We start from the raw sequence: 21,690 nt of genomic DNA, 5'->3' as shown, positions 1-21,690 counted from the left end.
CGCTCTCGGGGAAGCCAAGGGAGCGAACGCGCCATGACCGGGATTCGCCACGCCGAACTCACCCTCCGCGGCCTGCGCTTCCACCTCGCCCGCGTCGGGGCCGGCCGCCCCTTGCTGCTGCTGCATGGCTGGCCGGAGTTCTGGCTGAGCTGGGAGCCGGTGATGCAGCGCCTGGCCGGGCGGTTCGAGCTGATCGCCCCCGACCTGCGCGGCTTCGGCGCGACCGACAAGCCGGACGTTGGCCCTTCCGACCAGGCCGGCGCCGAGGTTCACGCCGCCGACATGCTGGCGCTGCTGGAGGCACTGGATATCCCCCGCGCCGGGGTGGTCAGCCATGACGTCGGGGCCTTCGTCGCCCAGGTCATGGCGCGGCAGGCGCCAGACCGCTTCGCCGGGCTGTTCTTCTTCGACTGCCCCTATCCCGGCGTCGGCGCCCGCTGGGCGGCGCCGGACCATCTGAAGGAGATCTGGTACCAATCCTTCCATCAGAAGGATTTCGCGGCGGCACTGGTTGGCTCCTCGCGCGAGGCCTGCCGGCTCTACTTCGGCCATTTCCTGCGCCACTGGTCGGCCGGAAATCCCTCGGCCTTCGACGATGTGCTGGAGGCGTGGGTCGATAATTTCCTCCAGCCCGGCAACCTCCAGGGCGGCTTCAACTGGTACATCAGCCAGAACGCCGCGCGGCTGGCGATGATGCGCGGCGAATTGCCGCCACCACCACCGGTGACGGTGCCGAGCTGCATCCGCTGGGGCGCGCTGGACCCGGTGCTGAGGGTGGAATGGATGGACCGCATCGGCGGGTTCTTCACCGATGTGGATGCGCAGCCATTGCACGGCCTCGGGCATTTCCCCCACCGCGAGGACCCGGACCGCGCCGCCGCCGAGATCGCCGGCTTCTTCGACCGCCTCTGGCAGGTGCCGCGATGAGCGACCGCTTCCGCAACGCCCCCGCGATCCGCGCCCCGCGCGGGCTGGAGAAATCGGCGAAGCACTGGACCACCGAGGCGCCGCTGCGGATGCTGATGAACAACCTCGATGACGAGGTGGCGGAGAAGCCCGGGGAGCTGGTGGTCTACGGCGGCATCGGCCGCGCCGCGCGCGACTGGCGCAGCTACGAAGCGATCATCGAGGTGCTGCGGCGGCTGGAGGAGACGGAGACCCTGCTGGTGCAATCCGGCAAGCCGGTCGGCGTCTTCGAGACTCATGCCGACGCGCCGCGCGTGCTGATCGCCAACAGCAACCTCGTCCCACGCTGGGCGAGCTGGGAGCATTTCTCCGAACTCGACCGCCGTGGGCTGATGATGTACGGCCAGATGACCGCGGGATCCTGGATCTACATCGGCAGCCAGGGGATCGTGCAGGGCACCTACGAAACCTTCGCTGAATGCGGGCGGCAGCATTTCGGCGGCGATCTCGCGGGACGCTGGATCCTGACCGGCGGCCTCGGCGGCATGGGCGGGGCGCAGCCGCTGGCCGGCGTCTTCGCCGGCGCCTGCGTGCTGGCGGTGGAATGCCAACCCTCGCGCATCGAGAAGCGGTTGGCGACGCGCTACCTCGACCATCGCGCCGACGACCTCGACACCGCCCTGGCGATGATCCGCGCAGCCTGCGCGGAACGGCGCGCGATCGGCGTCGGCCTGCTCGGCAATGCGGCGGAGGTGTTCCCGGAGCTGGTGCGCCGCGGCGTGGTGCCGGACATCGTCACCGACCAGACCAGCGCACATGACCCGGCGAATGGCTACCTGCCCGCCGGCTGGACCCTGGCGCAATGGGCGGAGCTGCGGGAACGCGACCCGGCCGCGGTTGCCACCGCGGCGAGGCGCAGCATGGCGCAGCACGTCCAGGCGATGCTGGACTTCCAGGCGCGCGGCGCCGTGGTGCTCGACTACGGCAACAACATCCGGCAGATGGCGAAGGAGGATGGGCTGGTGAATGCCTTTGGCTTCCCCGGCTTCGTGCCGGCCTGTATCCGCCCGCTGTTCTGCCGCGGCATCGGCCCCTTCCGTTGGGCTGCGCTCTCCGGCGACCCCGAGGACATCTACCGGACGGATGCGAAGGTACGGGAACTGATCCCGGATGACCCGCATCTGCATCGCTGGCTCGACATGGCCCGCGCACGGATCAGCTTCCAGGGGCTGCCGGCGCGGATCTGCTGGGTCGGCCTCGGTCAGCGCGACCGGCTCGGCCTCGCCTTCAACGAGATGGTGGCGCGCGGCGAGATCGGGCCCATCGTCATCGGCCGCGATCATCTGGACAGCGGCAGCGTCGCCAGCCCGAACCGGGAGACCGAGGCGATGCGCGACGGCTCCGACGCTGTCTCCGATTGGCCGCTGCTGAATGCGCTGCTCAACACCGCCTCCGGCGCCACCTGGGTGTCGCTGCACCATGGTGGCGGCGTCGGCATGGGGTTCAGCCAGCATGCCGGCATGGTCATCGTCTGCGATGGCAGCGCGGATGCGGCGCGGCGGCTCAGACGTGTCCTCTGGAACGACCCCGCCTCCGGCGTGATGCGCCACGCCGATGCCGGCTACGAGGCCGCCCTCGACTGCGCGCGGGAGCATGGGCTGGACCTGCCCATGATCCGCGCGTGATCGCGCCCGGCCAGGCCGGGCTGCTGGCGCTGCGCGCGGTGATGGAAGGCGCGCCGCTTACCCTGGCGGAGGGCTGGCGCGAGGCGATGGACGCCTCTGCTGCCAGCCTGGTCGCACGCCTGGCGACCGGCGACCCGCTCTATGGCGTCAACACCGGCTTCGGCAAGCTGGCCGGCACCCATATCCCGGCGGAGCAGCTGGCGCAGCTCCAGCTCAACCTGGTGCGCAGCCATGCCGCCGGTACCGGGCCGCTGCTGCCGGCGCCGGTGGTGCGGCTGGTCATCGCGCTGAAGGCGCTGTCGCTGGCGCGTGGCGCCTCCGGCGTGCCGCCGGTGGTGGTGGAGGCGCTGCTGGCGCTGCTCGATGCCGGCATCATCCCCGCCATCCCGGCGCGCGGCTCGGTCGGCGCCTCGGGCGATCTGGCGCCGCTTGCCCATCTTGCCCTGGTGCTGGTTGGCGAGGGCGAGGCCTTCGCCGGCGGCGCCATCCGCCCCGGTGCCGAGGCCCTGGCCGGCGCCGGCCTTGCGCCCCTCATCCTCGGCCCGAAGGCGGGGCTGGCGCTGCTGAACGGCACCCAGGTCAGCACCGCGCTGGCCCTGGCCGCGCTCTATGCCGCCGAGGATCTGCTGCGTACAGCCTTGGTCGCGGGCGCGATGAGCCTGGATGCGGCGCGCGGCAGCGACACCCCCTTCGACGCCCGCATCCAGGCGCTTCGCGGCCAGCCCGGGCAGATCCGCGTCGCCGCCGCGCTGCGCGGGCTGCTGGCCGGCAGCGCCATCCGCGAGAGCCACCGCATCGGCGACCCACGGGTGCAGGACCCCTATTCGCTGCGCTGCCAGCCGCAGGTCGCCGGCGCCTGCCTCGATCTGATGGCGCATGCCGCCCAGGTGCTGCAGATCGAGGCCAACGCCGTCACCGACAACCCGCTGGTGGTTGAGGGCGGCGAGGTGATGTCGGGCGGCAATTTCCACGCCGAGCCGGTGGCCTTCGCCGCCGATACCCTGGCCCTGGCCCTGGCCGAACTGGGCGCCATCGCCGAGCGCCGGATCGCCCTGCTGATGGACCCGGCGCTCTCCGGCCTGCCGGCCTTCCTGGTGCGCGAGGGCGGGCTGAACTCGGGCTTCATGCTCGCCCAGGTGACCGCCGCGGCGCTGGCCGCCGAGAACCGCGCCCTGGCGGTGCCGCGCAGCACCGACAGCCTGCCGACCAGCGCCAACCAGGAGGATCATGTCAGCATGGCGACCGGCGCGGCGCTGCGGCTGCACGACATGGCCGACAACCTCGCCGGCATCCTGGCGATCGAGCTGCTGGCGGCGGCGCAGGGGCTGGAGTTCCACCGCCCGCTGCAGAGCGCGCAGCCGCTGGAACGCGCGCATGGGCTGGTGCGCGGCGTCGCCGCCGCCTGGGACACCGACCGGATGATGGCGCCCGACATCGCCGCGGTGAAATCCCTGGTCGAGCACGGCCGATTCGCCGCGCTGGTGGAGTGGGGCTGAACATCCGTACCGCATCGCCCGTCTGGCCGGGCTCTGCTACAGGATGGCGGCAACCCCCTGCGTCGGCCGCGCGGCCGGAGGATACCGAATGCCCGCACCCAGCGTCGCCGCCATCCAGGCCATCATGCGGGAGGGCGTACCGCTCGCCGCCGCCTGGGGAATCGAGGTGCTGGCGGCCGAGGCCGGCGTGGCGCTGGTCCGCCTGCCCTTTCGCCCCGATCTGCTGCGGCCGGGCAATACCGTCTCCGGCCCGGCGTTGATGGGCCTTGCCGATGTGGCGATGTGGGCGGCGCTGCTCTCGGTCACCGAGGGACGCGACGAGAGCGTGACCTCGACCATGACCGTGAACTTCCTCCGCCCTGCCGGCGCCGTGCCGGTGCTCGCCGAGGCGCGGCTGGTGAAGCGCGGCCGTCGCATGGTGTTTGGCGAGATCATCCTGCGGGCCGAGGGCAGCGACGACATCACCGCCCATGTGACCACCACCTGGGCGGTGATCGCACCAGCAGGCTGAGACAACGATGCCGCGGCACCGGCGTTGCCGCGGGCGCGGATGCGCGCCCGGGCCGGCCCGGGAAGCCGCCCAATGTCACCAGGCGCCGATTTCGCGCAACCGCGAATCCGGGCTGGCCGCGCTGCCGAGACCGGGGCAGCCTGCGGCCCGACCGAGGGGGAAGAGACATGGCCGGCAAGACCTATGTGCTGCTGCATGGCGCCTGGCATGGCGGCTGGTGCTGGCGGGAGGTCGCGGCGGGGCTGCGCGCCCTTGGCCATCAGGTGACCACGCCGACCCAGACCGGCCTCGGCGAGCGGCGCCACCTGCTTTCGGCGGAGATCACGCTGGAGACCTTCGTCACCGACGTCGTCGAGCACATCGAGGCGGAGGAACTGGAGGATGTCATCCTGGTCGGCCACAGCTTCGGCGGCATCGGCATCACCGGCGCGGCGGATCGCATCCCGGCCCGGCTGCGCCACCTCGTCTACCTGGACGCCATGGTGCTGGAGGATGGTCAAAGCCCCTGGAGCCGGATGCCGCCGGAGATCGTCGCCGAACGTCGCAGGCGGCTGGAGGCCTCCGGCAACACCATCGCCGGGCCGAACCCGGAGGTCTCGGCCTTCGGGGTGTCGGAGGATCACCCGCTGGCCCCCTGGGTCCGCCGCCGGCTGACCCCCCACCCGATCAACACCTACCAGACCCCGCTGCGGCTCGAGCACCCGGTCGGCAACGGGCTGCCCTGCACCTACATCGCCTGCACCGCCCCCTGGTATCCGGCGCTGGCCTGGGCGCGGGACTGGGTGAAGGGGCGGCCCGGCTGGACGTGGCAGGAGATCGCCACCGGGCATGACGCCATGGTGACCGCGCCGGCCGAACTCACCCGCATGCTGGCGGCGATCACTTAGCGCTTGCAGCAAAACCCGCCGCGCGGAGTTGTGAGCAGCATGGGACAATCAGTACCGAGCTTCGACCCCGCTGCCCGGCGCGGCTATCATCACGGCAACCTGCGGGAGGCCCTGCTGGAAGCCGCCCGGCACCTGGTTGCCGAACGCGGGCCGCAAGGCTTCACCCTGACGGAGGCGGCCCGCCGCGCTGGGGTGTCGCCCTCCGCCCCCTACCGCCATTTCAAGGACCGTGAGGAGGTGCTGTCGGAGCTTTGCCAGCGCGGCTTCGCATTGTTCGGCCAGCGGCTGCAGACCGCCGCCGGTGCCGGAGCCTCTTCGGCCGAGGCGCTGTCCCGCATGGGCCCGGCCTATCTGCGCTTCGCCCGTGAGGAACCGGGCTATTACGCCGCCATGTTCGCCTTCCATGGCGCCGGCACGGCAGCGCCGGAGCCCGCGCGACCCGGCCCCTTCGCCATTCTCGCTCAGGCCGTCGCCAGCCAGCTGCCGGAGGGCGGGCGCGCGCCGCGGCTGGTGGCGCTGCAGGTCTGGGCATTGAGCCATGGCGTGGCGATGCTGGAACGCGCCGGCATGCCGATACACGGCGACGGCGCGCCACCGCCCGAGGTGGTGCTGGAGAATGGCGTGGCGGCGTTGCTTGGCCGGCAGGGCGTTGGCGACGCGGCGTTAGGCACCGGCCCAAGGGGGGCGGAGCCGGCTTGAACTCCCCAAGATTCCGCTTCGCAGTCTTGCGGGGATACCGATGATCCCTCCCGATCGGCGCTTCAGTACGCTTCCGAGGCAAAGCCGTGGAGGGACATCAGGACGCGTCAACGGTATCGACAGGCAATCTTAACTCGGCTTTGGCCAATTTCGGGAAAACGCCTGCAAGGTCAGTGACTTAGCTTGCCTTGCCTCGTTCAGAATAAGGCCTTGATATTAATAGAGTTTCTTCACGAGTTGGCCAAAGTTGAGCTTAATCTGTCGAAGGAATCGGGGTTTGGCCCCAGAACCTCCACCGGAGGGATGAACATCTCCCCGCCCCCCTGGCGTGGGCTGGCCGCTTCGGAGCGCCCCGCCCAATCCCGCCGGTCGTTGATCCGGCTTTTTGCCATCTGCCAGGCGATGCCGAGCGCCTGCCACTCGTGCTCGAACACCCGGTTCGGCCGGGTCTCGACTGGTGCCGCGATCTCCCGCAGCGGCACGCCGGCGCTGGCCTTGGCCAGCTCCTGCCCCAGCGCCGTCGCCAGCCCCACGCCGCGGCCGTTGCAGCCGGTCCAACTCAGCAGCCCGGGCCAAGCTCGTAGACATGCGGGACCAACGCCTCCCACTTCTCCGCCCTGCCGAGCTCGGCCGGGATGGAGGCGACGATGGCGTCGGGGTCGATCCGCGACAGGTTGGGGATCACCTGGCCATTGTTGCGGCCGGAGGCGCCTCAGCCGATCTCCGCGGCTTCAAGGACGGTGCAGGCGATGCCCGCCTCGGCCAGATGCAATGCGGCGAGGAGGCCGGTGAAGCCGGCACCGACCACCGCCACATCGGTGCGGGCCCCGCCGGCGAGCGGCCGGGTCGGTGGCGGCGGCGGCGCGGTCGCGGCCCAGAGGCTGTTCGGCATGGCGGGCGCCAGGGCATTCATCCGCCGATGGTGGACGGGCGCCGCAGCCGCGGCAACCCATCCGGTTGCGCCTCAATCGACGCTCGCGCCGGACCGCCGCACGATCGCCGCCCAGCGGGCGATGTCCCGCTCATGCACCCGGCGAAAGCCTTCCGGCGAGGTGTCGGTGGGCGGGGTGATGCCCTGGCTGTCGATCAGCCAGCGCCGGAATTCCGGCGTCGCCAAGATTCGCGCCACCTCGGCATTCATCCGCGCCAGGATCGGCGCCGGCAGGCCGGGTGGAGCAAGCAGCCCGTACCAGGTGCTACTCTCAAAGCCCGGCAGGGCGCAGGCCTGCTCCACCGTCGGCACCTGGGGCAGAGCCTCCACCGCCTGCCGCAGCGTCACCCCCAGCGCGCGGAGCTGGCCCTGCTGCACCGGGGCGATCGAGGGTCCGGTCTGGTTGAAGAAGAAGTCGACATCCCCGGCGAGCAGCGCCTGCATCGCGCCCGGCTGGCCGCGATAGGGCACATGGACGATGTTGAGGCCGGTAGCCGCGGTGAATTGTGCGCCGGCGAGATGCGTCGATGCGCCATTGCCGGTGGAGGCGTAGTTGAGCTGCCCCGGCCGTGCCCGCGCCGCCGCGATCAGCTTCTGGCAGTTGCGGTACTGCGGCCGCTTCTCCGGGTTGACCAGCAGAACGTTCGGCACGTCGCCGAGCAGCGTCACATGGGTGACGTCGCGCAGCGGGTCGAAAGGCAGGCTGCGGTAGAGCGTCGCGTTGATTGCATGCGTCCCCGCCGTACCGATCAGGAACAGGTAGCCATCCGGCCGCGCCTTGGCGACGGCGTCCGAGGCGATGTTGCCGCCGGCGCCGGAGCGGTTGTCCACCACCACCGGCTGACCGAGGGCGCGGGCCAGCGGCTCCGCCAGCCGGCGAGCATAGATGTCGGTGCCCGCACCGCCCGGGAAGCCGCCGAGGATGGTTATAGGGCGATGCGGCCATGGCGCCTGCGCCGCCGCAGGGCCGGCAAGAAGCAGAATCAGCAACAGGACAAGACGACGAGGCATCCCGGAGTCCTTTCCGTTCCAGCCCGGCATGGTGTGCCCTGGAGCGGATCGCCGTCCAGTTGGGACCGTGGTTCGCCTGATCCTGTTGTTGCCAGAACGGGTTTGCATTCCGGCGTTCACGCTCCGCCGCGATCCGCTCTAGCCTGGACGGATGAACGATGCCCCCGACGCGCCGCGGCTCGCCCGTGGCGGCAAATCGATCTACGGCGCGCCGCTCGGCATACTGATGCTGGAGGCGCGCTTCCCCCGCATCCCCGGCGACATGGGTAATGCCGCCACCTGGCCCTTTCCGGTGCTGTTCCGCGTGGTCCGCGGAGCGACGCCGGAGCGGGTGGTGCTGGAGGGTGCGGGTGGCCTGCTTCCGGAATTCGTTGCCGCAGCGCGCGAGCTGGTCGACCTCGGCGCCGAGGCGATCACCACCAACTACGGCTTCCTCTCGCTGTTCCAGCGGGAGGTGGCTGAGGCGGTGCAGGTACCGTGGCGACCTCCTCGCTGATGCAGGTGCCCTGGGTCCAGGCCACCCTGCCGCCGGGCCGCCGGGCCGCCGGGCCGGCGGTGGGTGTGGTGACGGTCAGCCGCAGCGGGCTGACGCCGGCGCATCTTGCGGCGGTCGGCATGCCGCTGGACACGCCGGTGGCCGGCACCGAGAGCGGGCGCGAGTTCTTCCGTGTGCTCATCAAGGCCGAGGCGGTGGACATGGATGTAGTCCTGGCCGAGCAGGACATCCTCGACGCCGGCCGCGCCCTGGTGGCGGCGCACCCGGAGGTGGGCGCTATCGTGCTGGAATGCACCAACATGCCGCCCTATGCGGCGGCGCTACGGGCGGCGCTGGAGCTGCCGGTGTATGATATCTACAGCATGATCGGTTGGTTCCACGCCGGGCTGCGGCCACAGCGATTCACCGGCTGAACCGGCGCTGCGGCAGGTAGGGCAGGTAATCCGGCATCACCGGCGGTGGCCCGGCCGGGGCGATCCCGCAGCCCGGCCGCAGCGCGCCGCAATCCCAGTGATGCCCGGCCGGCCGCACGCTGAGTTGCCCGCCCGGGACGAAGCGGCAGAGGCAGAGCTTCTCCCCGAAGCATGCGGTCGTGCCCTCGCGCTCCAAGACGCAGCCGCGCGGTGTCTCCTGCGCCCTGGTGGCAGACGCGGCGAGCAGCAGACCGAGGAGCAGCAGCAGGCGCATCGCTGCAGCCTGCACCACGGGCGGTGAAGAAAGCCTGAAGTACAAAGGGGCCCCGGCCATCGGCCGGAGCCCCCGCAAACCGTCGCCGGTCGCCGCAGCCTATTTCAGGTTTACGGCCTGGCGGCCACGCTGCCCGTCACGCACGTCGAGGTCGACCTTCTCGCCCTGCTGCACATCCTGCCGGCCGGCGCGCTGCAGCACGGAGGAATGCAGGAAGACGTCCTGGCCGCCATCATCCGGGGTGACGAAGCCGAAGCCGCGCACCTGGTCGAACCACTTCACCGTGCCGGTCAGCCCATAGGTCGGGCCACCCGCATCACGGTCGCCGAAGTCACGCCGCGGCGGACGGTCGCCGAAGGCCGGCCGCGGGCCACCGAAGCCGCCGCCCCCCGGGGGGCCGCCGAAGTCGCGCCGCGGCGCACCGAAGCCTCCTCCCGGAGGGCCGCCGAAGTCACGCCGCGGCGGGCGGTCGCCGAAGCCACCGCCGCCGAAGTCGCGCCGCGGCGGACGGTCGCCGAAGCCACCGCCACCGAAGTCGCGCCGCGGCGGGCGGTCGCCGAAGCCACCCGGCGCGCCACCGAAGTCGCGCCGTGGCGGCCGCGCGCCGCCGCCATCGCCCAGCTTGCGTTCGGTGATGCGGGTGACAAGACGCCTGCCCTGGCGGTCCGAGCCGATCTCGCAGACCAGCGTGTCGCCGGTTTCGGGCGGCTCGATTCCCGCTTCGGTCAGCGCCGAGGCGTGGAAGAACACGTCCTGTCCGTCCGGACCCAGCACAAAGCCGAATCCCTTGCGGGCATTGTACCACTTCACCTGGGCCTCTATGGGCCCGGTTCCGCCCTGCGGATCGATGTCGGAAGGCACTTGCTGAATAATCCGTACCAGTGTCGCGCGACCCGACGGGATGGTGGGCCACTACACCTTAGTTTGGCACCCTGCTTGTCGCAAGGCGAGTGCTAAATCAGTGGAATCGGCGCGCATCATACGGTTTGGTATCAATCTCCGGTGCAACCTCCGCCAGGAATTGCGCGACGACCCGGGCGGAGCGCGGCGCCGCCACCAGCCCGACATGGCCATGCCCGAAGGCGTGCACGATATCCGCAGTGGCGCTCGCCGGGCCGAGGCAGGGCAGCCCGTCCGGCATGCTCGGCCGATGGCCCATCCAGAACCGCACCCGCTCCGCCGGTAGGTCACGCGGCAGGCCTGGGAAACTGCGCAGGAGGTGGTCGCGCAGGATTTCCGCCCGCCGCCAGTTCGGCATCGCCTCCAGGCCCGCGATCTCCACCTGCCCGGCGCAGCGCAGGCCGCGGTTGGTCCAGGTGATGGACATCTTGCCGTCCGAGGGCATCATCGGCGTGCGTGGCCCGATCTCGGCCCCCTCGATCATCGCGTGGTAGCCGCGCTCGGTCTCAAGCGGCACGCGGTCGCCGGCCGCCGCCGCCAGCACCCGGGAATGCGCCCCTGCCGCGATGACGGCGCGGTCGGCGGCGATCTCGCCCGTCTCGGTCCGCACCGCGCGCAGCCGCCCGGCCTCGATGCGGAAGCCGGAGGCGCGGGCGGTGACGCGCCTGGCGCCCTGCATTTCGGCCAACGCCACAAGCGCCGCGACATAGGCGCCGGGATCGCGGCAGTGGCCGCCCTCCTCCACCAGCGCGGCGAAGCCATAGCGCCGGTCCAGCGCGGGCTCGCGCTGGCGGAGTTCATCGGCCGAAAGCTCGATCCAGTCGATGCCGACCTGGCGGCGGATGCGCCAGGCCATCGCCTCGGTTTCGAATTCGGCGCGGGAGGGATAGATGTACATCAGCCCGCGCCGCTCGATCAGGGCGCCGACGCCGGCCTCCCCGGCCAGGGACGCATGCAGCGCCGGGGCGTCCTCCAGCAGCGCCCGCAACGCCCGGGCGGTGCGCAGCACCCGCGCCTCGGTCCAGCCGGAGGCGAGGTACCGCGCCAGCCAGGGCAGCACCCGCGGCAGGTAGGACCAGCGGATCGCCAGCGGCCCGAGCGGGTCGGCGATGAACCCCGGCACCTTCTTCCACAGGCCAGGGACGGCCGGCGGGATCACCGACATCGGGCTGAGCCAGCAGCCATTGCCATAGCTGGCGGCCTGCTCGCCGCCGGGCGGGCCGGGCTCGAGGATGGTGACCCGGTGGCCGGCCTTCAGCAGTTCCAGCGCCGTGCAGGCGCCGACGACGCCGGCGCCGATGACGACGGTGTGGAGGCCAGGGGCATCCGAGGCACTCACGCCTTCTGCACCCTGCCAGGGTCGCTCGGCGCCAGCAGCGAGACATGCGCCGAGACCACCTTCCAGCCGACCTCCGGCAGCCGGACCATGATCTTTGTCTCCCGCCCGATCAGCCCGCTGTCGGTGCGCTGGTACTCCAGATGGGTGCAGGCGAAATCCCGCCCGAAGGTGGTGATGTGCACCTTGCGGGTCGCCCGCGGCGCGTAGCGCGCCACCGAGGCGCGGAAGCCGCGGATCGCCTCTATCCCGTAGAGGATCTCCGTGGTGCCGAAGCGCACGGTGCGGGGGTCTGCCCAGAAGCTATCGTCCAGGACAGCGGAGTCGTTGGCCGCGATGGCTGCTTCGTAACGGTCGAAAACGGCACGCGCTTCGGCGATCACAGCGGGGTCGTCGATGTCCATGGGAAGCCTCCGGTCGGGAGCGTGACAAGAATGCCGCGTTGCCGGGCCGACCGCAAAAATGACACCGAGTTCACGTTGACGATCACGAAATACTGAATACGTTCTCCATCACGCTTTCGTTGGACCGACGCAGATGCTGGACGCCCTTACCCCCTCCGCCGCGCCTTTCGCCCTACACAACTTGGCTGCCGAGGGGTTCCTCTTCGCTACCGGAATCGAGAACAGCGCCCCGCGGATCGAGGGGGGCCGGTTCCGCCGCGACCAGATGGCCGAATGCGGTCATTACGACCGCTGGCGGGAGGATCTCGCCCTGGTGAAGGCGATCGGCTGCGGCGTGCTGCGCTATGGCCCGCAACTGCACACCACGCTGCGCGCCCCTGGCGTGCACGACTGGTCCTTCGCTGATGAAAGCTTCGCCGAGATCCGGCGCCTCGGCATCCTGCCGGTGGTCGATCTCTGCCATTTCGGCGTGCCCGATTTCATCGGCGATTTCCAGAACCCGGATTTCCCTCAGCTCTTCGCCGACTACGCCGGCGCCTTCGCCGCCCGCTTCCCATGGGTGCAACTCTACACCCCGGTGAACGAGATGTTCATCACCGCCGTCTTCAGCGCGAAATACGGCTGGTGGAACGAGCAGCGGCACGACGACCGCAGCTACATCACCGCCATCAAGAACATCGTCCGCGCCAATGTGCTGGCGATGCAGGCGATCCTGCGCATCCGGCCCGACGCCATCTTCATCCAATCGGAATCGACCGAGCATTTCCACCCGGAATGCCCGCTCTCCCTGCCGCATGCCGAGCACCGCAACGCCGAGCGCTTCCTGACCCTCGACCTGAATTACGGCCGGCGCGTCTGCTCCTCCATGTACGAATACCTCATGGACAACGGCATGACGCGGGAGGAGTACCATTTCTTCCTGCGGCAGGATCTGAAGCGCCATTGCGTCATGGGCAATGACTGGTATGTCACCAACGAGCACCTGATCGGCGCCGACGGCCACAGCCGCTGGGCCGGAGAGGTGTTCGGCTATGACACCGTCACCCGCGACTACCACGCCCGCTACGGCCTGCCGGTCATGCACACCGAGACCAACATGGACGAGGGCCCGCGCGGCGATGAGAGCGAGCGCTGGCTCTGGAAGCAGTGGTCAGGGCTGATGCGGCTGCGGCAGGACGGCGTGCCGGTGCTGGGCTTCACCTGGTATTCGCTGACCGACCAGATCGACTGGGACAGCGCGCTGCGCGAGCGCAACGGCCGGGTGAACCCGCGTGGGCTGTTCGACCTGGACCGCAACATCCGCACGGTGGGCAAGGCCTATCAGCGGCTGATCGCCACCTGGCAGCCGGTGCTGGCGCAGCAGGGGCATTGCCTCCGGCTGCCGGTCACGGCGCAGTAGGCTCGGCTGCCCAGGCACCCCTCCGTGCTCGTCCCGCCCGGACTGCGACTGCCGCCAAGATGCGGATGAGGCCCCCTGCCCCCGCCACCGGGTCGACGCTCGCGCTGCGGGCGTCCACCCGGCCCGCTGGGCCCTAAGCCGCGATAACGCCGGGGTCACCGACACGACATGGCCGTGGCCGACCCGCTCCGCCATCCGGCGAGGCCACGGCGTCTCCACGGGCAACTCCACGGTCGCCGCCAGCTGCCGCTGAAGGCAGCCACCGTGCAGAAGCGAGCATTGAACGGTTCCGCCAAAAGCGTTGCGCCTCGCCCTGGCCTGGCAATTCACCGGGCTTGCGGAACGGATCAGGCCTGGTGGTCATGCCAACGGTGCGACAGGTGCAGCACCGATCCCGGCCATGACGGCTGGACGGCCCGCTTGCCAGCGCCGTAGCTGGAACTTCCTGCGCCCTCAACCGCTCGACCCTGGCCGAGCATCCGTTCATCAGCGGCAGCGTCGGCGGTCTATCGGAAGCGGGAACACGCCATGGATGCCCTGTCACGCCGCCATGCCTTGCTGGGTGCCGTTGCCCTGGGGGCCGCCGCCGCAACAGGAAGTGGCGTTGCGCTCGCCCAGGGTGCCGCGGCCTGGCCGAGCCGGCCGGTGCGCTTCATCGTGCCTTTTCCGGCGGGCGGCACGACCGACCTCCTGGCCCGCATCCTGGCCGATCCGCTGGGCGCAAGGCTCGGCCAGCCTGTGGTGGTCGAGAATCGGGGGGGCGCGGGCGGCAACATTGGCGCCGATGTCGTGGCCAAGTCGACCGACGGCCACACCATCCTCATGACCACGATCGGGACTGCCGCCATCAACTACGGGCTCTACCGCAGCACCATGCCTTACAAGGCAACGGATCTGGTGGCGGTCTCGAACATGGCGGTGGTGCCGAACGTCTTCATCTCGACGCCGCGGCTCGAGGCGAAGACCTTGCAGGAGGTGGTGGCATTGGCCAGGCGCCGGCGGGACGGCTTGACCATCGGCAGTTCAGGCAATGGCAGCAGCCTGCACCTGACGGGCGAGTTGCTGAGGCAGGCGACCGGCATCGACATGATCCATGTGCCGTTCCGCGGCTCCGGCCCCATGCTGATCGATGTGATAGCCGGCCGGGTCGACATCGCCGTCGATAATCTACCGTCCTCGCTCGGCCATATCCGCGATGGCCGGCTTCGCGCGCTGGCGGTGACCAGTGAACGGCGGAGTCCAGCCCTGCCGGACGTGCCAACGACACGGGAGGCAGGGTTCCCGACCGTGGATGCGGTGGCTTGGTTCGGTATCCAGGCGCCGGCCAGCATGCCGCCTCTGGTGATCGAGCAGCTGGCAACCGAGATCCAGGCGATCGTACGTGATCCCGCGGTGCGCGCGAAGATCGAGGAACAGGGCGCCGAGCCCGTCGGCGACACGCCAGCGCAGTTCCAGGCCTATATTGATCGCGAGATCACGCGCTGGGCCGAGGTCATCCGGAAGGCCAATGTGACGGTGGACTGACCCTCATTGCGCCACGGCGGCACGACAGATAGCACCGCCGCCATTCTGCATTTGCAGGTCGTGCTGCGCCATCCGGCCAGTGACCAGGAGCCGGACAGCATTGCAAGAGGCACGGCCGATTGCGGCCATGCCCCGCTGCAGCCGGTTGTTTGTAGAGAGGATTCACACTCCAAGGCGATCGCGCCTCTTCGCGATCCGCTCTATCGCACGGGATCGAGCACGACCACCGGGATCTCGCGTTCGGTCTTGCGCTGGTAGTCGGCGTAGGGGGGCCAGAATTCCAGCGCCTTTTCCCAGAGCCGGGCGCGCTCCGCGCCGGTTGCGGTCCTGGCCCGCGCCTTCGTCTTCAAGGTGCCGACCTGAACCTCGACATCGGCGTTGGCAAGGATGTTCCGGTACCAGCCCGGGTGCTCAGGCGCACCACCCTTCGACGCGACGATGATGTAGCTGTCCCCGTCCTTGCCGTAGAACAGCGGGAATATGAACTTCTCTCCGGACTTCCGGCCGGTCGTCGTCAACAGCAGCGACGGCACCGTCATCTCCGGCCGGTCTGGCTGGCTTATCTTGTACATATGGCCGTCCGTGCCGCCGCTGGAGAGGTAGCGGTTCGCGTGCTCCACCATCCATTCTGGAAGGTTCGGAGCGAGCTTTGCCTCGGTCATCGTTGCGTCTCCCATTCAGCCAATGAAAGCATATCACGAAACAGGCCGGGTATGGTGGGCTGTGCCACGCGAGCACGGCCCGGTCCCGTTCGGGCGAATGATGTGCCGCGGACACCCGGTGCGGGAGGAGAATCCATGGCAAGCCGGATCAACAGGGCGATCGAATTGCTGAGTCAGGACCAGGCAATTTACTACACCGGCCATCATACCGGCCACATCCTGGACGATGCACAGGGGCGCGAGGATGCGCGGAGCTGGGCGGACTACATCAACATCGGCATGGAGCATGGCGCCTTCGACATGGCCGGCTTGGCCTCGTACATGCGCGGCCTGGCCGATGGCGGGCCGACCCGGTCCGGCCACCGCACGCCGGCCGTGATCGTCGAAGCGCCGGTGAATGGCATCGATGAAGCGCACCTCCGCCACAACGCCTGGCAGTTCCGCCAGATCCTCGGCCGCGGCGTTCATGGCGTGCTGCTGTGCCAGGCCGAGGCCGCCGATGCGGTGCGCGCCTTCGTCGAGTCCTGCCGCTACCCGCACCACACGCTCGGGATGGATCCGTCGCTGCCCTCAACCATCGCGCGGATGCGCGGAGCAGCGCCCGCCAGGCCGGCGCGGGGGCTGCTCGGCCCCGGCACCCGCGGGCGTGGCTCGGAGCGTTCGGCCGCGCCGGTCTGGGGCATCGACGAGGAGGCATATTTTCGCCGCTGCGAGCCCTGGCCGCTCAACCCCGAAGGCGAGTTGCTGCTCGGGGTGAAGATCGAAAGCCCGGAGGGCGTGGCGCGCTGCGAGGAGATCCTGGCGGTACCTGGGATCGGCTTCGCGGAAATGGGGCCGGGCGACCTCGGGCTTTCGCTCCTCGGCCGCACCCGCCTGTCACTTTCCCCCTATCCGCCGGAGATGCAGGAGGCACGCGACCGCGTCCTCGCCGCCTGCCGGAAGAACAGAGTCGCCTTCCTGGAATCCTGTACGCCGGAGAATGTCGCTGCCCGCATCGACGAAGGCGTGCGCGTGATCGCCGGCGGACGGGAGGACACCGCACGCGCTGGGCGGCTGCATCAGCGCCGCGCGATGCCGGTCTGACACTCGGCGGCAGGCGAGAATTGGCCCCTTGCCGCAGCGGCTTTCATTCGCCTTTGCTCATGGAAGCCACCCCAGCCTTCTGTTTGGACGAGCGGATTACTCCGGTCTGGCGGTTCCACCTGATCGGAGTTTGCTTGATCAGGGCCTACCAGATCCGGGCAGTTGCTGGTGTCCTTCCGTGGCTGCGCCGTGGAAGGCGAGCCGCAGCACCGATCGGGAGGGATTATCGCCCCCCCTCCCCGGCAAAACCGCGAAGCGGTTCCGCAAGGAGCTTTAAGCCCCGATGAAGGCAGTAGGCACTCCGGCTGCATCGTCACGGATGGTGAAGAGCCGAGTGCCCGGCTTGCGCCCTACCCGCAGGGAGAGACCGGCACCCCCGTCGCCTCCAGCCGGGCATGGCTGGCAGCCATGTTGGGCGCCCTCCAGGTCACGCCCCACAGGCTGTCCGGCGCATCGGTGATCCCACGCGAATGGTTCCTGGTGCCGTTGTTTGCGATTGAAGAGGCCGTGGAACGAATTAAAGACGAACCATAACGAGCTTCATCTGCGATCCCGGACCGCCCGACTACAGAGGAGGAAGGCCGGCGGCGCTAGGTCAGCGTGATCGGCACGACCAGAGCATGTGTGCTTTCCGGCGAACCATCGGCATCGACTACTCCGGTGCCGAGATCCCGACCTCCAGCCTGAAGGGGCTGCGCCGTCTATCTGGCCGAGGCAACGCCGCGCCGGTGGAAGTCCTACCGGCGCCGAGCCCCCCCCCGCAAATACTGGACCCGGCGCGGCATTGCGGAATGGCTCGTTGAGCGCCTGGCCGAGGATGTGCCGACGCTGGTCGGCATCGGCCACGGTTTCTCCTTCCCGATGCGCTACTTCGAGGCGCACGGCCTCCCGCTGAACTGGCCGAGCTTCCTCGACGACTTCCAGCGGCACTGGCTGACCGATGAGGATCACACCTATATCAATTTCGTCCGCGATGGCGGCGCTGGAAACGGCGCCGCGCGGATGGGGGTGCGCGATGGCGGCGAATGACGGAGTTGCGGGCCGGCAGCGCAAAGTCCGTGCTCCATTTCGACGTGCAGGGCTCGGTGGCCAAATCCACGCATCCCAGCATCCCATGGCTCCGCTTTCTGCGCCAGCACCTCGGGTGGCGCGTGCATTTCTGGCCGTTCGACGGGTGGCAGCTCCCGCCCGGCAGGTCTGCGATCACCGAAGTCTATCCCGTCCTCTGGAGCTGCGGCTTCGCTCGGGCAGAGCGGACCGGCGATTCAGCATGACTCCTTCAGCATCGCTGTTTGGCTTGCGATGGCAGACCGCAACGGGACCCGCGGCGGGTTCCTTCAGCCCAAGCTGTCCGCGCCTGAATTGGCTGTGGGCCATGTGGAGGGCTGGATCCTGGTAGTGACGGGCGAACTTGATTTATCGGGGCCCGCGGACATGGCAGACGGGCTTGGAGCAGACCGACCCTTGCACTGATCGCGGCCTTGCCGTTAGCGTGAGGCGCGGAGTTGGTCATCCTGATTACTCGGATGCCGAGTGGAAACACGAACTGCCCTCTGCTCGACCTGCCGCAAGTTCTTGTTAAACCTCAAAGTTTTCGGGCGCCCTGAATCAGACGGGTCAACAGGTTCGGAGAGAATGGGCCTCCGGAGAGCGCCTCTTGAGCGTCTTCGCGCCAAGCCAGTCAACAGGTCAGCCCCGAAAACCCTGGGAAATCTGCCGATCAACGTGCCGCTCGGTCAGGCGGAGAGCACGGGTCGCATGGGAACTGGCGGAGGGGATGTCAGCCCAACATGCACAGAAATACCTGCTTCTGGCGCAGCATAATCATCCACCCCGCATTCAGCCCCACATTGCTCGCAATCTGCCCTTTCGGGAGTTGCCCGTTAGACCCGGTGGTATGCGGTAGCACTTGGCCACTTCGAGCGCCTCAGCGGAAGCTGAAGCCGATGCTGAAGCCCGGCCTGTAGACAGGCGGGGGCAGTGGCGGCGGATAGAACGCCGGCGGCGGGGCGTAGACCACAGGCGGCGGCACGTACACCAAAGGTGGTGGGCCATAGATTACCCGCGGAGGCGGTACATAGTAGGCCGGGGGTGGCGGCGGGGCATAACCGTAGACCGGTGGCCCCCACCCCCAACGATCCCAGTGCGCCTTGGCGGGAGCGGCCGCAAGCACCAGGCCCAGCGCGCCGCCCAGAGCAAATGCTGCCTTCAACATCCGCATAGCCGTGCTCCCAGGCAAAGTCTCAACTGTCTGCATTGTCCCGCCGGATCATGGCGGGCATTTGACATAGGTATGGCAAGCCCCTGGGACCACATCCGCGGCATCAAGCATTGCTAACGAGACACAACAGGTCTGCTCACGCTCACGCTGACGCACAACCGGTGGTTTTCCTCTGGAGACCCCTGCGAAACAGGCCTGATTTTGGCCTTTGGTGTGCAGGAGGCGTTGACCGCAGGGAGCGGCTGTCGGCCACCACCGCCGAGGGCAGCACCTCGTCGCCGCAGGCCAGCCGCCCGTCGAGCGCGAGATCTTGGCCCAGCCGGCGCCACAGCCCCAGGCGGGTCCAGCGCGCGAAAGTGCTGTGCAGGGTGGTGAATGGAACACCCGAGAGCCAGCCGGCGACGCGCCACTTCAGGCCGCCGAAGGTCAGGGTCCAAATCAGCCCGATCAGCCGCCGGCGCAGCGTGAGGTCCGGCTTGCGGCCGCGGCGGTGCACGCCGGTCCGCTTGCGATCCATGGCCTCCAACTCAGCCTCGATTGCGTAGACGAAGACCTCGATGTCGGCCAGCGCGTTCCAGCCGTCACCACGGCTGGGGCGGGGCACACGGCGGTCAAAAGGCGGAGGCAGGTTGGCAGTGCTGCGTAGGCTGGTGCGCGACATCGGCCCAACATGGTGAGGCTCAAGCGCACCGATCCGCTGGTCGTCAGCCCGGATTGGATCTACGCCAACCGCCGCCTCGTCGAGACCCTCTGGGCACGGCTGAAGGAATGGCGCGCCGTCGCGACCCGCTACGAAAAGACCGCCCGCCCCTTCCTCGGCGTGCTCTGCATGGCGGCGACAATGGACTGGCTCAGAGCCGATGAGCGAGCGCCGCCGGCGAGCCGGGAGTTCGCTCCGCGTCAGCCTCCGGCCCCTGGGCCGCGCCCGGCTTCGAAGACGATCGCCTGGAGCAGCATCCGCCCCGGGTCGGGTCCGAATTCCCGCCGCAGCGCCTCGACCACCGCCTCGACCACGCGATCCGGGTCGCCGCCGCGCGCCCTGATCTGCTCGACCAGCGGGTTGCCGAGGACGAGCCCGCGCGCGAAGGCCGCGGTGCTCGGGATCTCCTTCTCCAGCCGTACGACGTCCACCCTGATCCCGCCGAAGCCCGTCCCCTCCAGTGCCTCCTTTACCGGGTCGATGCGATGGTAGCTGAACGGCACCGCATGGAAGCCCGGCGGGTCGGAGGGGAAGAAGGAGCCCGCCACCTCGTGCACGATTCGCCCGAAGGGATTGTGCGCGTGCGCGTCCCAGACGCTGAACAGGTACCGCCCACCCGGGGCCAGCACGCGGCGCGCCTCACGGAAGGAGGCCGCCTTGTCGGGGAAGAACATCACCCCGAACTGGCATGCTACCGCGTCGAAGGCGCCGTCCGGGAAGGGCAGCGCGGTGGCGTCGGCGGGGCGGAACTCGACCAGCTCGTCGGGCCGGAACTTGCCCCGCGCCACCGCGAGCATCGGCGAGTTGAGGTCGGTCGCGGTCAGGTGCGCGTCGGCGGGCAGGAGGTCGCGCAGGAGCCGCGTGACGATGCCGGTACCCGCCGCCGTCTCCAGTACCCGCGACGGTCGGGATGCCGCCACGCGGCGCGCCAGGTCGGCCGCGTAATCGGCGAAGATTATCGGGCCGAGGCCCCGGTCGTACTCCTCGGGGATGCTGCCGATGAAGCCGGCCGCGTTGTCGTCCATGCGACACCCTCCTGTCCTCGCGCCGGGGCGGGCGCGCGGCACGGGCGGGCGGTGTCGGGCACCCCCCAGAGAGCCGCGCGGCCGATCGTTCCGGCGGGGCTGGTCCCAGCCTCTACCTCGGCGGCGGTGCCAGGTTGCGCCTCGGAGGCCGGCCCGGTCAACGCCGAGCGGAGACCTCCCCGGCCGAGCCTACGGAGTCGGCCGTGAAATTGGCTGAATGGGGCAGCGTTCCGCGGTTTTTGGGTGCTTGGGAAGTATCCGGATTTGCAAGATCGGCCAGGGTTGGGGGCGAAAACCTTGCAAACTGGCATGTTGGTTGCGGCCCGGGAGGGAGCGTGATTCGCTCGGCGGCGCCCTAGACGGGAGCCTGCCGATGCGCCCCAAGCAGCCCAAGGCCGAACCGCAGGAGGACCTCTTCCGCGCTCGGCTGGAGAACTTGGTAGACCCGCGGCATGCGCTGGTGCGCCTTGCCGGGCTGATCGACTGGGGCCGGTTCGAGGCCGAGTTCGGGCCGCTCTACACGGACGGTGGCCGTCCCGGGCTGCCGACGCGCCTCATGGTCGGCCTGCACCTGCTGAAGCACATGGACGGGCTGTCCGACGAAGCCACCTGTGCGCGATATCTCGACAGCCCCTATGTCCAGCTGTTCTGCGGCGAGGCGTTCTTCCAGCATGCCCTGCCGCTGGACCGCTCCTCGATGACGCGCTGGCGCCAGCGCATCGGGCCCGAGCGGCTGGAGCTGCTGCTGGCTGAGAGCCTGGCTGCCGCGCAGCGCGGCGGCGCGGTCCAGGAGAAGCACCTGCGGCGGGTGAGCATCGACACCACCGTTCAGCCCAAGGCGGTGACGCACCCGACCGACAGCAAGCTGCTGCAGCGCGGCATCGAGACCCTGGTGCGCCTGGCCCGGCGGCATGGGGTCCGGCTGCGCCAGTCCTATCTGCGGGTGGCGAAGCGGGCGAGGCGCGAGGCCGCCAAGCTGATCCACGCTGGCCGCCGCCGTCAGGCCGAGCGGCAGGTCCGACACCTCCGCACCTGGTTGGGGCGCCTGGTCCGCGACATCGGCCGCAAGATCGCGCACAATGCGGCCATCCAGGCTGCCGTCGCCGGGCCACTCGGGCTCATCGCCC

24 protein-coding genes and 1 pseudogene are annotated in these 21,690 nt (G+C 69.5%); 14 read left to right on the top strand and 11 right to left on the bottom strand.

What is annotated here, in order from left to right; all coding sequences use genetic code 11:
- Positions 1–33: 33 nt before the first annotated feature.
- From H7965_RS12675 to H7965_RS12650, 6 genes are all read left to right on the top strand, one after another.
- Entirely contained in the window at positions 34–927 is an 894-nt protein-coding gene (locus H7965_RS12675) for an alpha/beta fold hydrolase (protein ID WP_186770950.1), read from the top strand.
- Complete coding sequence (gene hutU, locus H7965_RS12670; protein ID WP_186770949.1) at positions 924–2,591, top strand: urocanate hydratase; 1,668 nt, start codon at positions 924–926, stop codon at positions 2,589–2,591. Before H7965_RS12675 ends, hutU begins: the two co-directional genes overlap by 4 nt.
- On the top strand, positions 2,588–4,087 hold the full coding sequence (gene hutH / locus H7965_RS12665; RefSeq protein ID WP_186770948.1) for a histidine ammonia-lyase: 1,500 nt from the start codon (positions 2,588–2,590) through the stop codon (positions 4,085–4,087). Before hutU ends, hutH begins: the two co-directional genes overlap by 4 nt.
- Positions 4,088–4,175: 88 nt before the next feature.
- On the top strand, positions 4,176–4,598 hold the full coding sequence (locus tag H7965_RS12660; protein ID WP_186770947.1) for a PaaI family thioesterase: 423 nt from the start codon (positions 4,176–4,178) through the stop codon (positions 4,596–4,598).
- A 167-nt stretch (positions 4,599–4,765) separates the two neighbouring features.
- Positions 4,766–5,485 (top strand): alpha/beta fold hydrolase, encoded by a 720-nt coding sequence (locus H7965_RS12655; protein WP_186770946.1) that lies wholly within the window; start codon positions 4,766–4,768, stop codon positions 5,483–5,485.
- Positions 5,486–5,524: 39 nt separating this feature from the next.
- Entirely contained in the window at positions 5,525–6,184 is a 660-nt protein-coding gene (locus H7965_RS12650) for a TetR/AcrR family transcriptional regulator (protein WP_186770945.1), read from the top strand.
- A gap of 230 nt (positions 6,185–6,414) precedes the next feature.
- Here H7965_RS12650 and H7965_RS12645 read toward each other — a convergent pair whose 3' ends face one another.
- The 4 genes from H7965_RS12645 to H7965_RS12635 all read right to left on the bottom strand — a co-directional run bounded on the left by H7965_RS12645 (position 6,415) and on the right by H7965_RS12635 (position 8,126).
- Positions 6,415–6,717, bottom strand: coding sequence for a hypothetical protein (locus tag H7965_RS12645; protein ID WP_186770944.1), 303 nt, complete (start codon positions 6,715–6,717; stop codon positions 6,415–6,417).
- 26 nt (positions 6,718–6,743) lie between these two features.
- A complete protein-coding gene (locus tag H7965_RS31715) occupies positions 6,744–6,869 on the bottom strand; it encodes a hypothetical protein (protein ID WP_315898691.1) in 126 nt (41 codons plus the stop codon).
- A 27-nt stretch (positions 6,870–6,896) separates the two neighbouring features.
- Positions 6,897–7,076, bottom strand: a complete 180-nt coding sequence (locus tag H7965_RS12640) for an FAD-dependent oxidoreductase (RefSeq protein WP_315898690.1) — start codon at positions 7,074–7,076, stop codon at positions 6,897–6,899.
- 72 nt (positions 7,077–7,148) lie between these two features.
- Positions 7,149–8,126, bottom strand: coding sequence for a Bug family tripartite tricarboxylate transporter substrate binding protein (locus tag H7965_RS12635; RefSeq protein ID WP_186770943.1), 978 nt, complete (start codon positions 8,124–8,126; stop codon positions 7,149–7,151).
- A gap of 151 nt (positions 8,127–8,277) precedes the next feature.
- Between H7965_RS12635 and H7965_RS30875 the strand changes: the two genes are divergently transcribed.
- Positions 8,278–8,622 (top strand): aspartate/glutamate racemase family protein, encoded by a 345-nt coding sequence (locus H7965_RS30875; RefSeq protein ID WP_229682605.1) that lies wholly within the window; start codon positions 8,278–8,280, stop codon positions 8,620–8,622.
- On the top strand, positions 8,604–9,035 hold the full coding sequence (locus H7965_RS30870; RefSeq protein ID WP_229682604.1) for an aspartate/glutamate racemase family protein: 432 nt from the start codon (positions 8,604–8,606) through the stop codon (positions 9,033–9,035). The genes H7965_RS30875 and H7965_RS30870 overlap by 19 nt, the downstream gene beginning before the upstream one ends.
- On the opposite strand, the gene H7965_RS12625 is transcribed toward H7965_RS30870, so the two are convergent.
- The 4 genes from H7965_RS12625 to H7965_RS12610 all read right to left on the bottom strand — a co-directional run bounded on the left by H7965_RS12625 (position 9,025) and on the right by H7965_RS12610 (position 11,949).
- A complete protein-coding gene (locus tag H7965_RS12625; RefSeq protein ID WP_186770942.1) occupies positions 9,025–9,309 on the bottom strand; it encodes a hypothetical protein in 285 nt (94 codons plus the stop codon). The genes H7965_RS30870 and H7965_RS12625 overlap by 11 nt on opposite strands.
- A gap of 99 nt (positions 9,310–9,408) precedes the next feature.
- Positions 9,409–10,170, bottom strand: a complete 762-nt coding sequence (locus tag H7965_RS12620; RefSeq protein WP_186770941.1) for a cold-shock protein — start codon at positions 10,168–10,170, stop codon at positions 9,409–9,411.
- A 97-nt stretch (positions 10,171–10,267) separates the two neighbouring features.
- Positions 10,268–11,548 carry an NAD(P)/FAD-dependent oxidoreductase gene (locus tag H7965_RS12615; protein ID WP_186770940.1) on the bottom strand — a complete coding sequence of 427 codons (1,281 nt, stop codon included), beginning with the start codon at positions 11,546–11,548 and terminating at the stop codon, positions 10,268–10,270.
- Positions 11,545–11,949, bottom strand: coding sequence for an AtzH-like domain-containing protein (locus H7965_RS12610; protein WP_186770939.1), 405 nt, complete (start codon positions 11,947–11,949; stop codon positions 11,545–11,547). The genes H7965_RS12615 and H7965_RS12610 overlap by 4 nt, the downstream gene beginning before the upstream one ends.
- A gap of 133 nt (positions 11,950–12,082) precedes the next feature.
- On the opposite strand from H7965_RS12610, the gene H7965_RS12605 reads away from it, so the two are divergent.
- Together H7965_RS12605 and H7965_RS12600 are read left to right on the top strand one after the other, a co-directional pair.
- Complete coding sequence (locus H7965_RS12605; RefSeq protein ID WP_186770938.1) at positions 12,083–13,348, top strand: family 1 glycosylhydrolase; 1,266 nt, start codon at positions 12,083–12,085, stop codon at positions 13,346–13,348.
- A 528-nt stretch (positions 13,349–13,876) separates the two neighbouring features.
- Positions 13,877–14,872, top strand: a complete 996-nt coding sequence (locus tag H7965_RS12600) for a Bug family tripartite tricarboxylate transporter substrate binding protein (RefSeq protein ID WP_186770937.1) — start codon at positions 13,877–13,879, stop codon at positions 14,870–14,872.
- A 200-nt stretch (positions 14,873–15,072) separates the two neighbouring features.
- On the opposite strand, the gene H7965_RS12595 is transcribed toward H7965_RS12600, so the two are convergent.
- A complete protein-coding gene (locus H7965_RS12595) occupies positions 15,073–15,534 on the bottom strand; it encodes a nitroreductase family deazaflavin-dependent oxidoreductase (protein ID WP_186770936.1) in 462 nt (153 codons plus the stop codon).
- Positions 15,535–15,669: 135 nt separating this feature from the next.
- Between H7965_RS12595 and H7965_RS12590 the strand changes: the two genes are divergently transcribed.
- Complete coding sequence (locus H7965_RS12590; RefSeq protein WP_186770935.1) at positions 15,670–16,617, top strand: aldolase/citrate lyase family protein; 948 nt, start codon at positions 15,670–15,672, stop codon at positions 16,615–16,617.
- Between the two features lie 819 nt (positions 16,618–17,436).
- The gene (locus H7965_RS30355; protein ID WP_222440586.1) at positions 17,437–17,646 is read left to right on the top strand and encodes a hypothetical protein; all 210 of its coding nucleotides are present in this window, start codon (positions 17,437–17,439) and stop codon (positions 17,644–17,646) included.
- A gap of 1,334 nt (positions 17,647–18,980) precedes the next feature.
- Here H7965_RS30355 and H7965_RS30350 read toward each other — a convergent pair.
- Entirely contained in the window at positions 18,981–19,499 is a 519-nt protein-coding gene (locus tag H7965_RS30350) for a hypothetical protein (RefSeq protein ID WP_222440585.1), read from the bottom strand.
- On the opposite strand from H7965_RS30350, the pseudogene H7965_RS12575 reads away from it, so the two are divergent.
- Positions 19,485–19,694, top strand: a pseudogene (locus tag H7965_RS12575) (transposase); the annotation flags it as partial. The gene H7965_RS30350 and the pseudogene H7965_RS12575 sit on opposite strands and share 15 nt — an antisense overlap.
- A gap of 44 nt (positions 19,695–19,738) precedes the next feature.
- On the opposite strand, the gene H7965_RS12570 reads toward H7965_RS12575, so the two are convergent.
- Entirely contained in the window at positions 19,739–20,563 is an 825-nt protein-coding gene (locus H7965_RS12570; RefSeq protein ID WP_186770934.1) for a class I SAM-dependent methyltransferase, read from the bottom strand.
- Between the two features lie 373 nt (positions 20,564–20,936).
- On the opposite strand from H7965_RS12570, the gene H7965_RS12565 reads away from it, so the two are divergent.
- Positions 20,937–21,690 (top strand): IS5 family transposase (locus H7965_RS12565; RefSeq protein WP_186770933.1); only part of this gene is annotated, 754 nt, incomplete at its 3' end.

This window comes from Siccirubricoccus deserti (genome assembly GCF_014283215.1).
In the GTDB taxonomy this organism is placed as follows: domain Bacteria; phylum Pseudomonadota; class Alphaproteobacteria; order Acetobacterales; family Acetobacteraceae; genus Siccirubricoccus; species Siccirubricoccus deserti.
Note: the sequence above shows the minus strand (reverse complement) of the source record. Positions and strands in the feature narration are given on the sequence as shown.

What these genes read in the sequence shown, in the direction of transcription:
- H7965_RS12675 (WP_186770950.1), top strand. Translation starts at nt 34, where the DNA reads ATGACCGGGATTCGCCACGCCGAACTCACCCTCCGCGGCCTGCGCTTC.
- hutU (WP_186770949.1), top strand. Translation starts at nt 924, where the DNA reads ATGAGCGACCGCTTCCGCAACGCCCCCGCGATCCGCGCCCCGCGCGGG.
- H7965_RS12660 (WP_186770947.1), top strand. Translation starts at nt 4,176, where the DNA reads ATGCCCGCACCCAGCGTCGCCGCCATCCAGGCCATCATGCGGGAGGGC.
- H7965_RS12655 (WP_186770946.1), top strand. Translation starts at nt 4,766, where the DNA reads ATGGCCGGCAAGACCTATGTGCTGCTGCATGGCGCCTGGCATGGCGGC.
- H7965_RS12650 (WP_186770945.1), top strand. Translation starts at nt 5,525, where the DNA reads ATGGGACAATCAGTACCGAGCTTCGACCCCGCTGCCCGGCGCGGCTAT.
- H7965_RS12640 (WP_315898690.1), bottom strand. Translation starts at nt 7,076, where the DNA reads ATGCCGAACAGCCTCTGGGCCGCGACCGCGCCGCCGCCGCCACCGACC.
- H7965_RS12635 (WP_186770943.1), bottom strand. Translation starts at nt 8,126, where the DNA reads ATGCCTCGTCGTCTTGTCCTGTTGCTGATTCTGCTTCTTGCCGGCCCT.
- H7965_RS30875 (WP_229682605.1), top strand. Translation starts at nt 8,278, where the DNA reads ATGAACGATGCCCCCGACGCGCCGCGGCTCGCCCGTGGCGGCAAATCG.
- H7965_RS12625 (WP_186770942.1), bottom strand. Translation starts at nt 9,309, where the DNA reads ATGCGCCTGCTGCTGCTCCTCGGTCTGCTGCTCGCCGCGTCTGCCACC.
- H7965_RS12610 (WP_186770939.1), bottom strand. Translation starts at nt 11,949, where the DNA reads ATGGACATCGACGACCCCGCTGTGATCGCCGAAGCGCGTGCCGTTTTC.
- H7965_RS12605 (WP_186770938.1), top strand. Translation starts at nt 12,083, where the DNA reads ATGCTGGACGCCCTTACCCCCTCCGCCGCGCCTTTCGCCCTACACAAC.
- H7965_RS12600 (WP_186770937.1), top strand. Translation starts at nt 13,877, where the DNA reads ATGGATGCCCTGTCACGCCGCCATGCCTTGCTGGGTGCCGTTGCCCTG.
- H7965_RS12595 (WP_186770936.1), bottom strand. Translation starts at nt 15,534, where the DNA reads ATGACCGAGGCAAAGCTCGCTCCGAACCTTCCAGAATGGATGGTGGAG.
- H7965_RS12590 (WP_186770935.1), top strand. Translation starts at nt 15,670, where the DNA reads ATGGCAAGCCGGATCAACAGGGCGATCGAATTGCTGAGTCAGGACCAG.
- H7965_RS30350 (WP_222440585.1), bottom strand. Translation starts at nt 19,499, where the DNA reads ATGTCGCGCACCAGCCTACGCAGCACTGCCAACCTGCCTCCGCCTTTT.
- H7965_RS12570 (WP_186770934.1), bottom strand. Translation starts at nt 20,563, where the DNA reads ATGGACGACAACGCGGCCGGCTTCATCGGCAGCATCCCCGAGGAGTAC.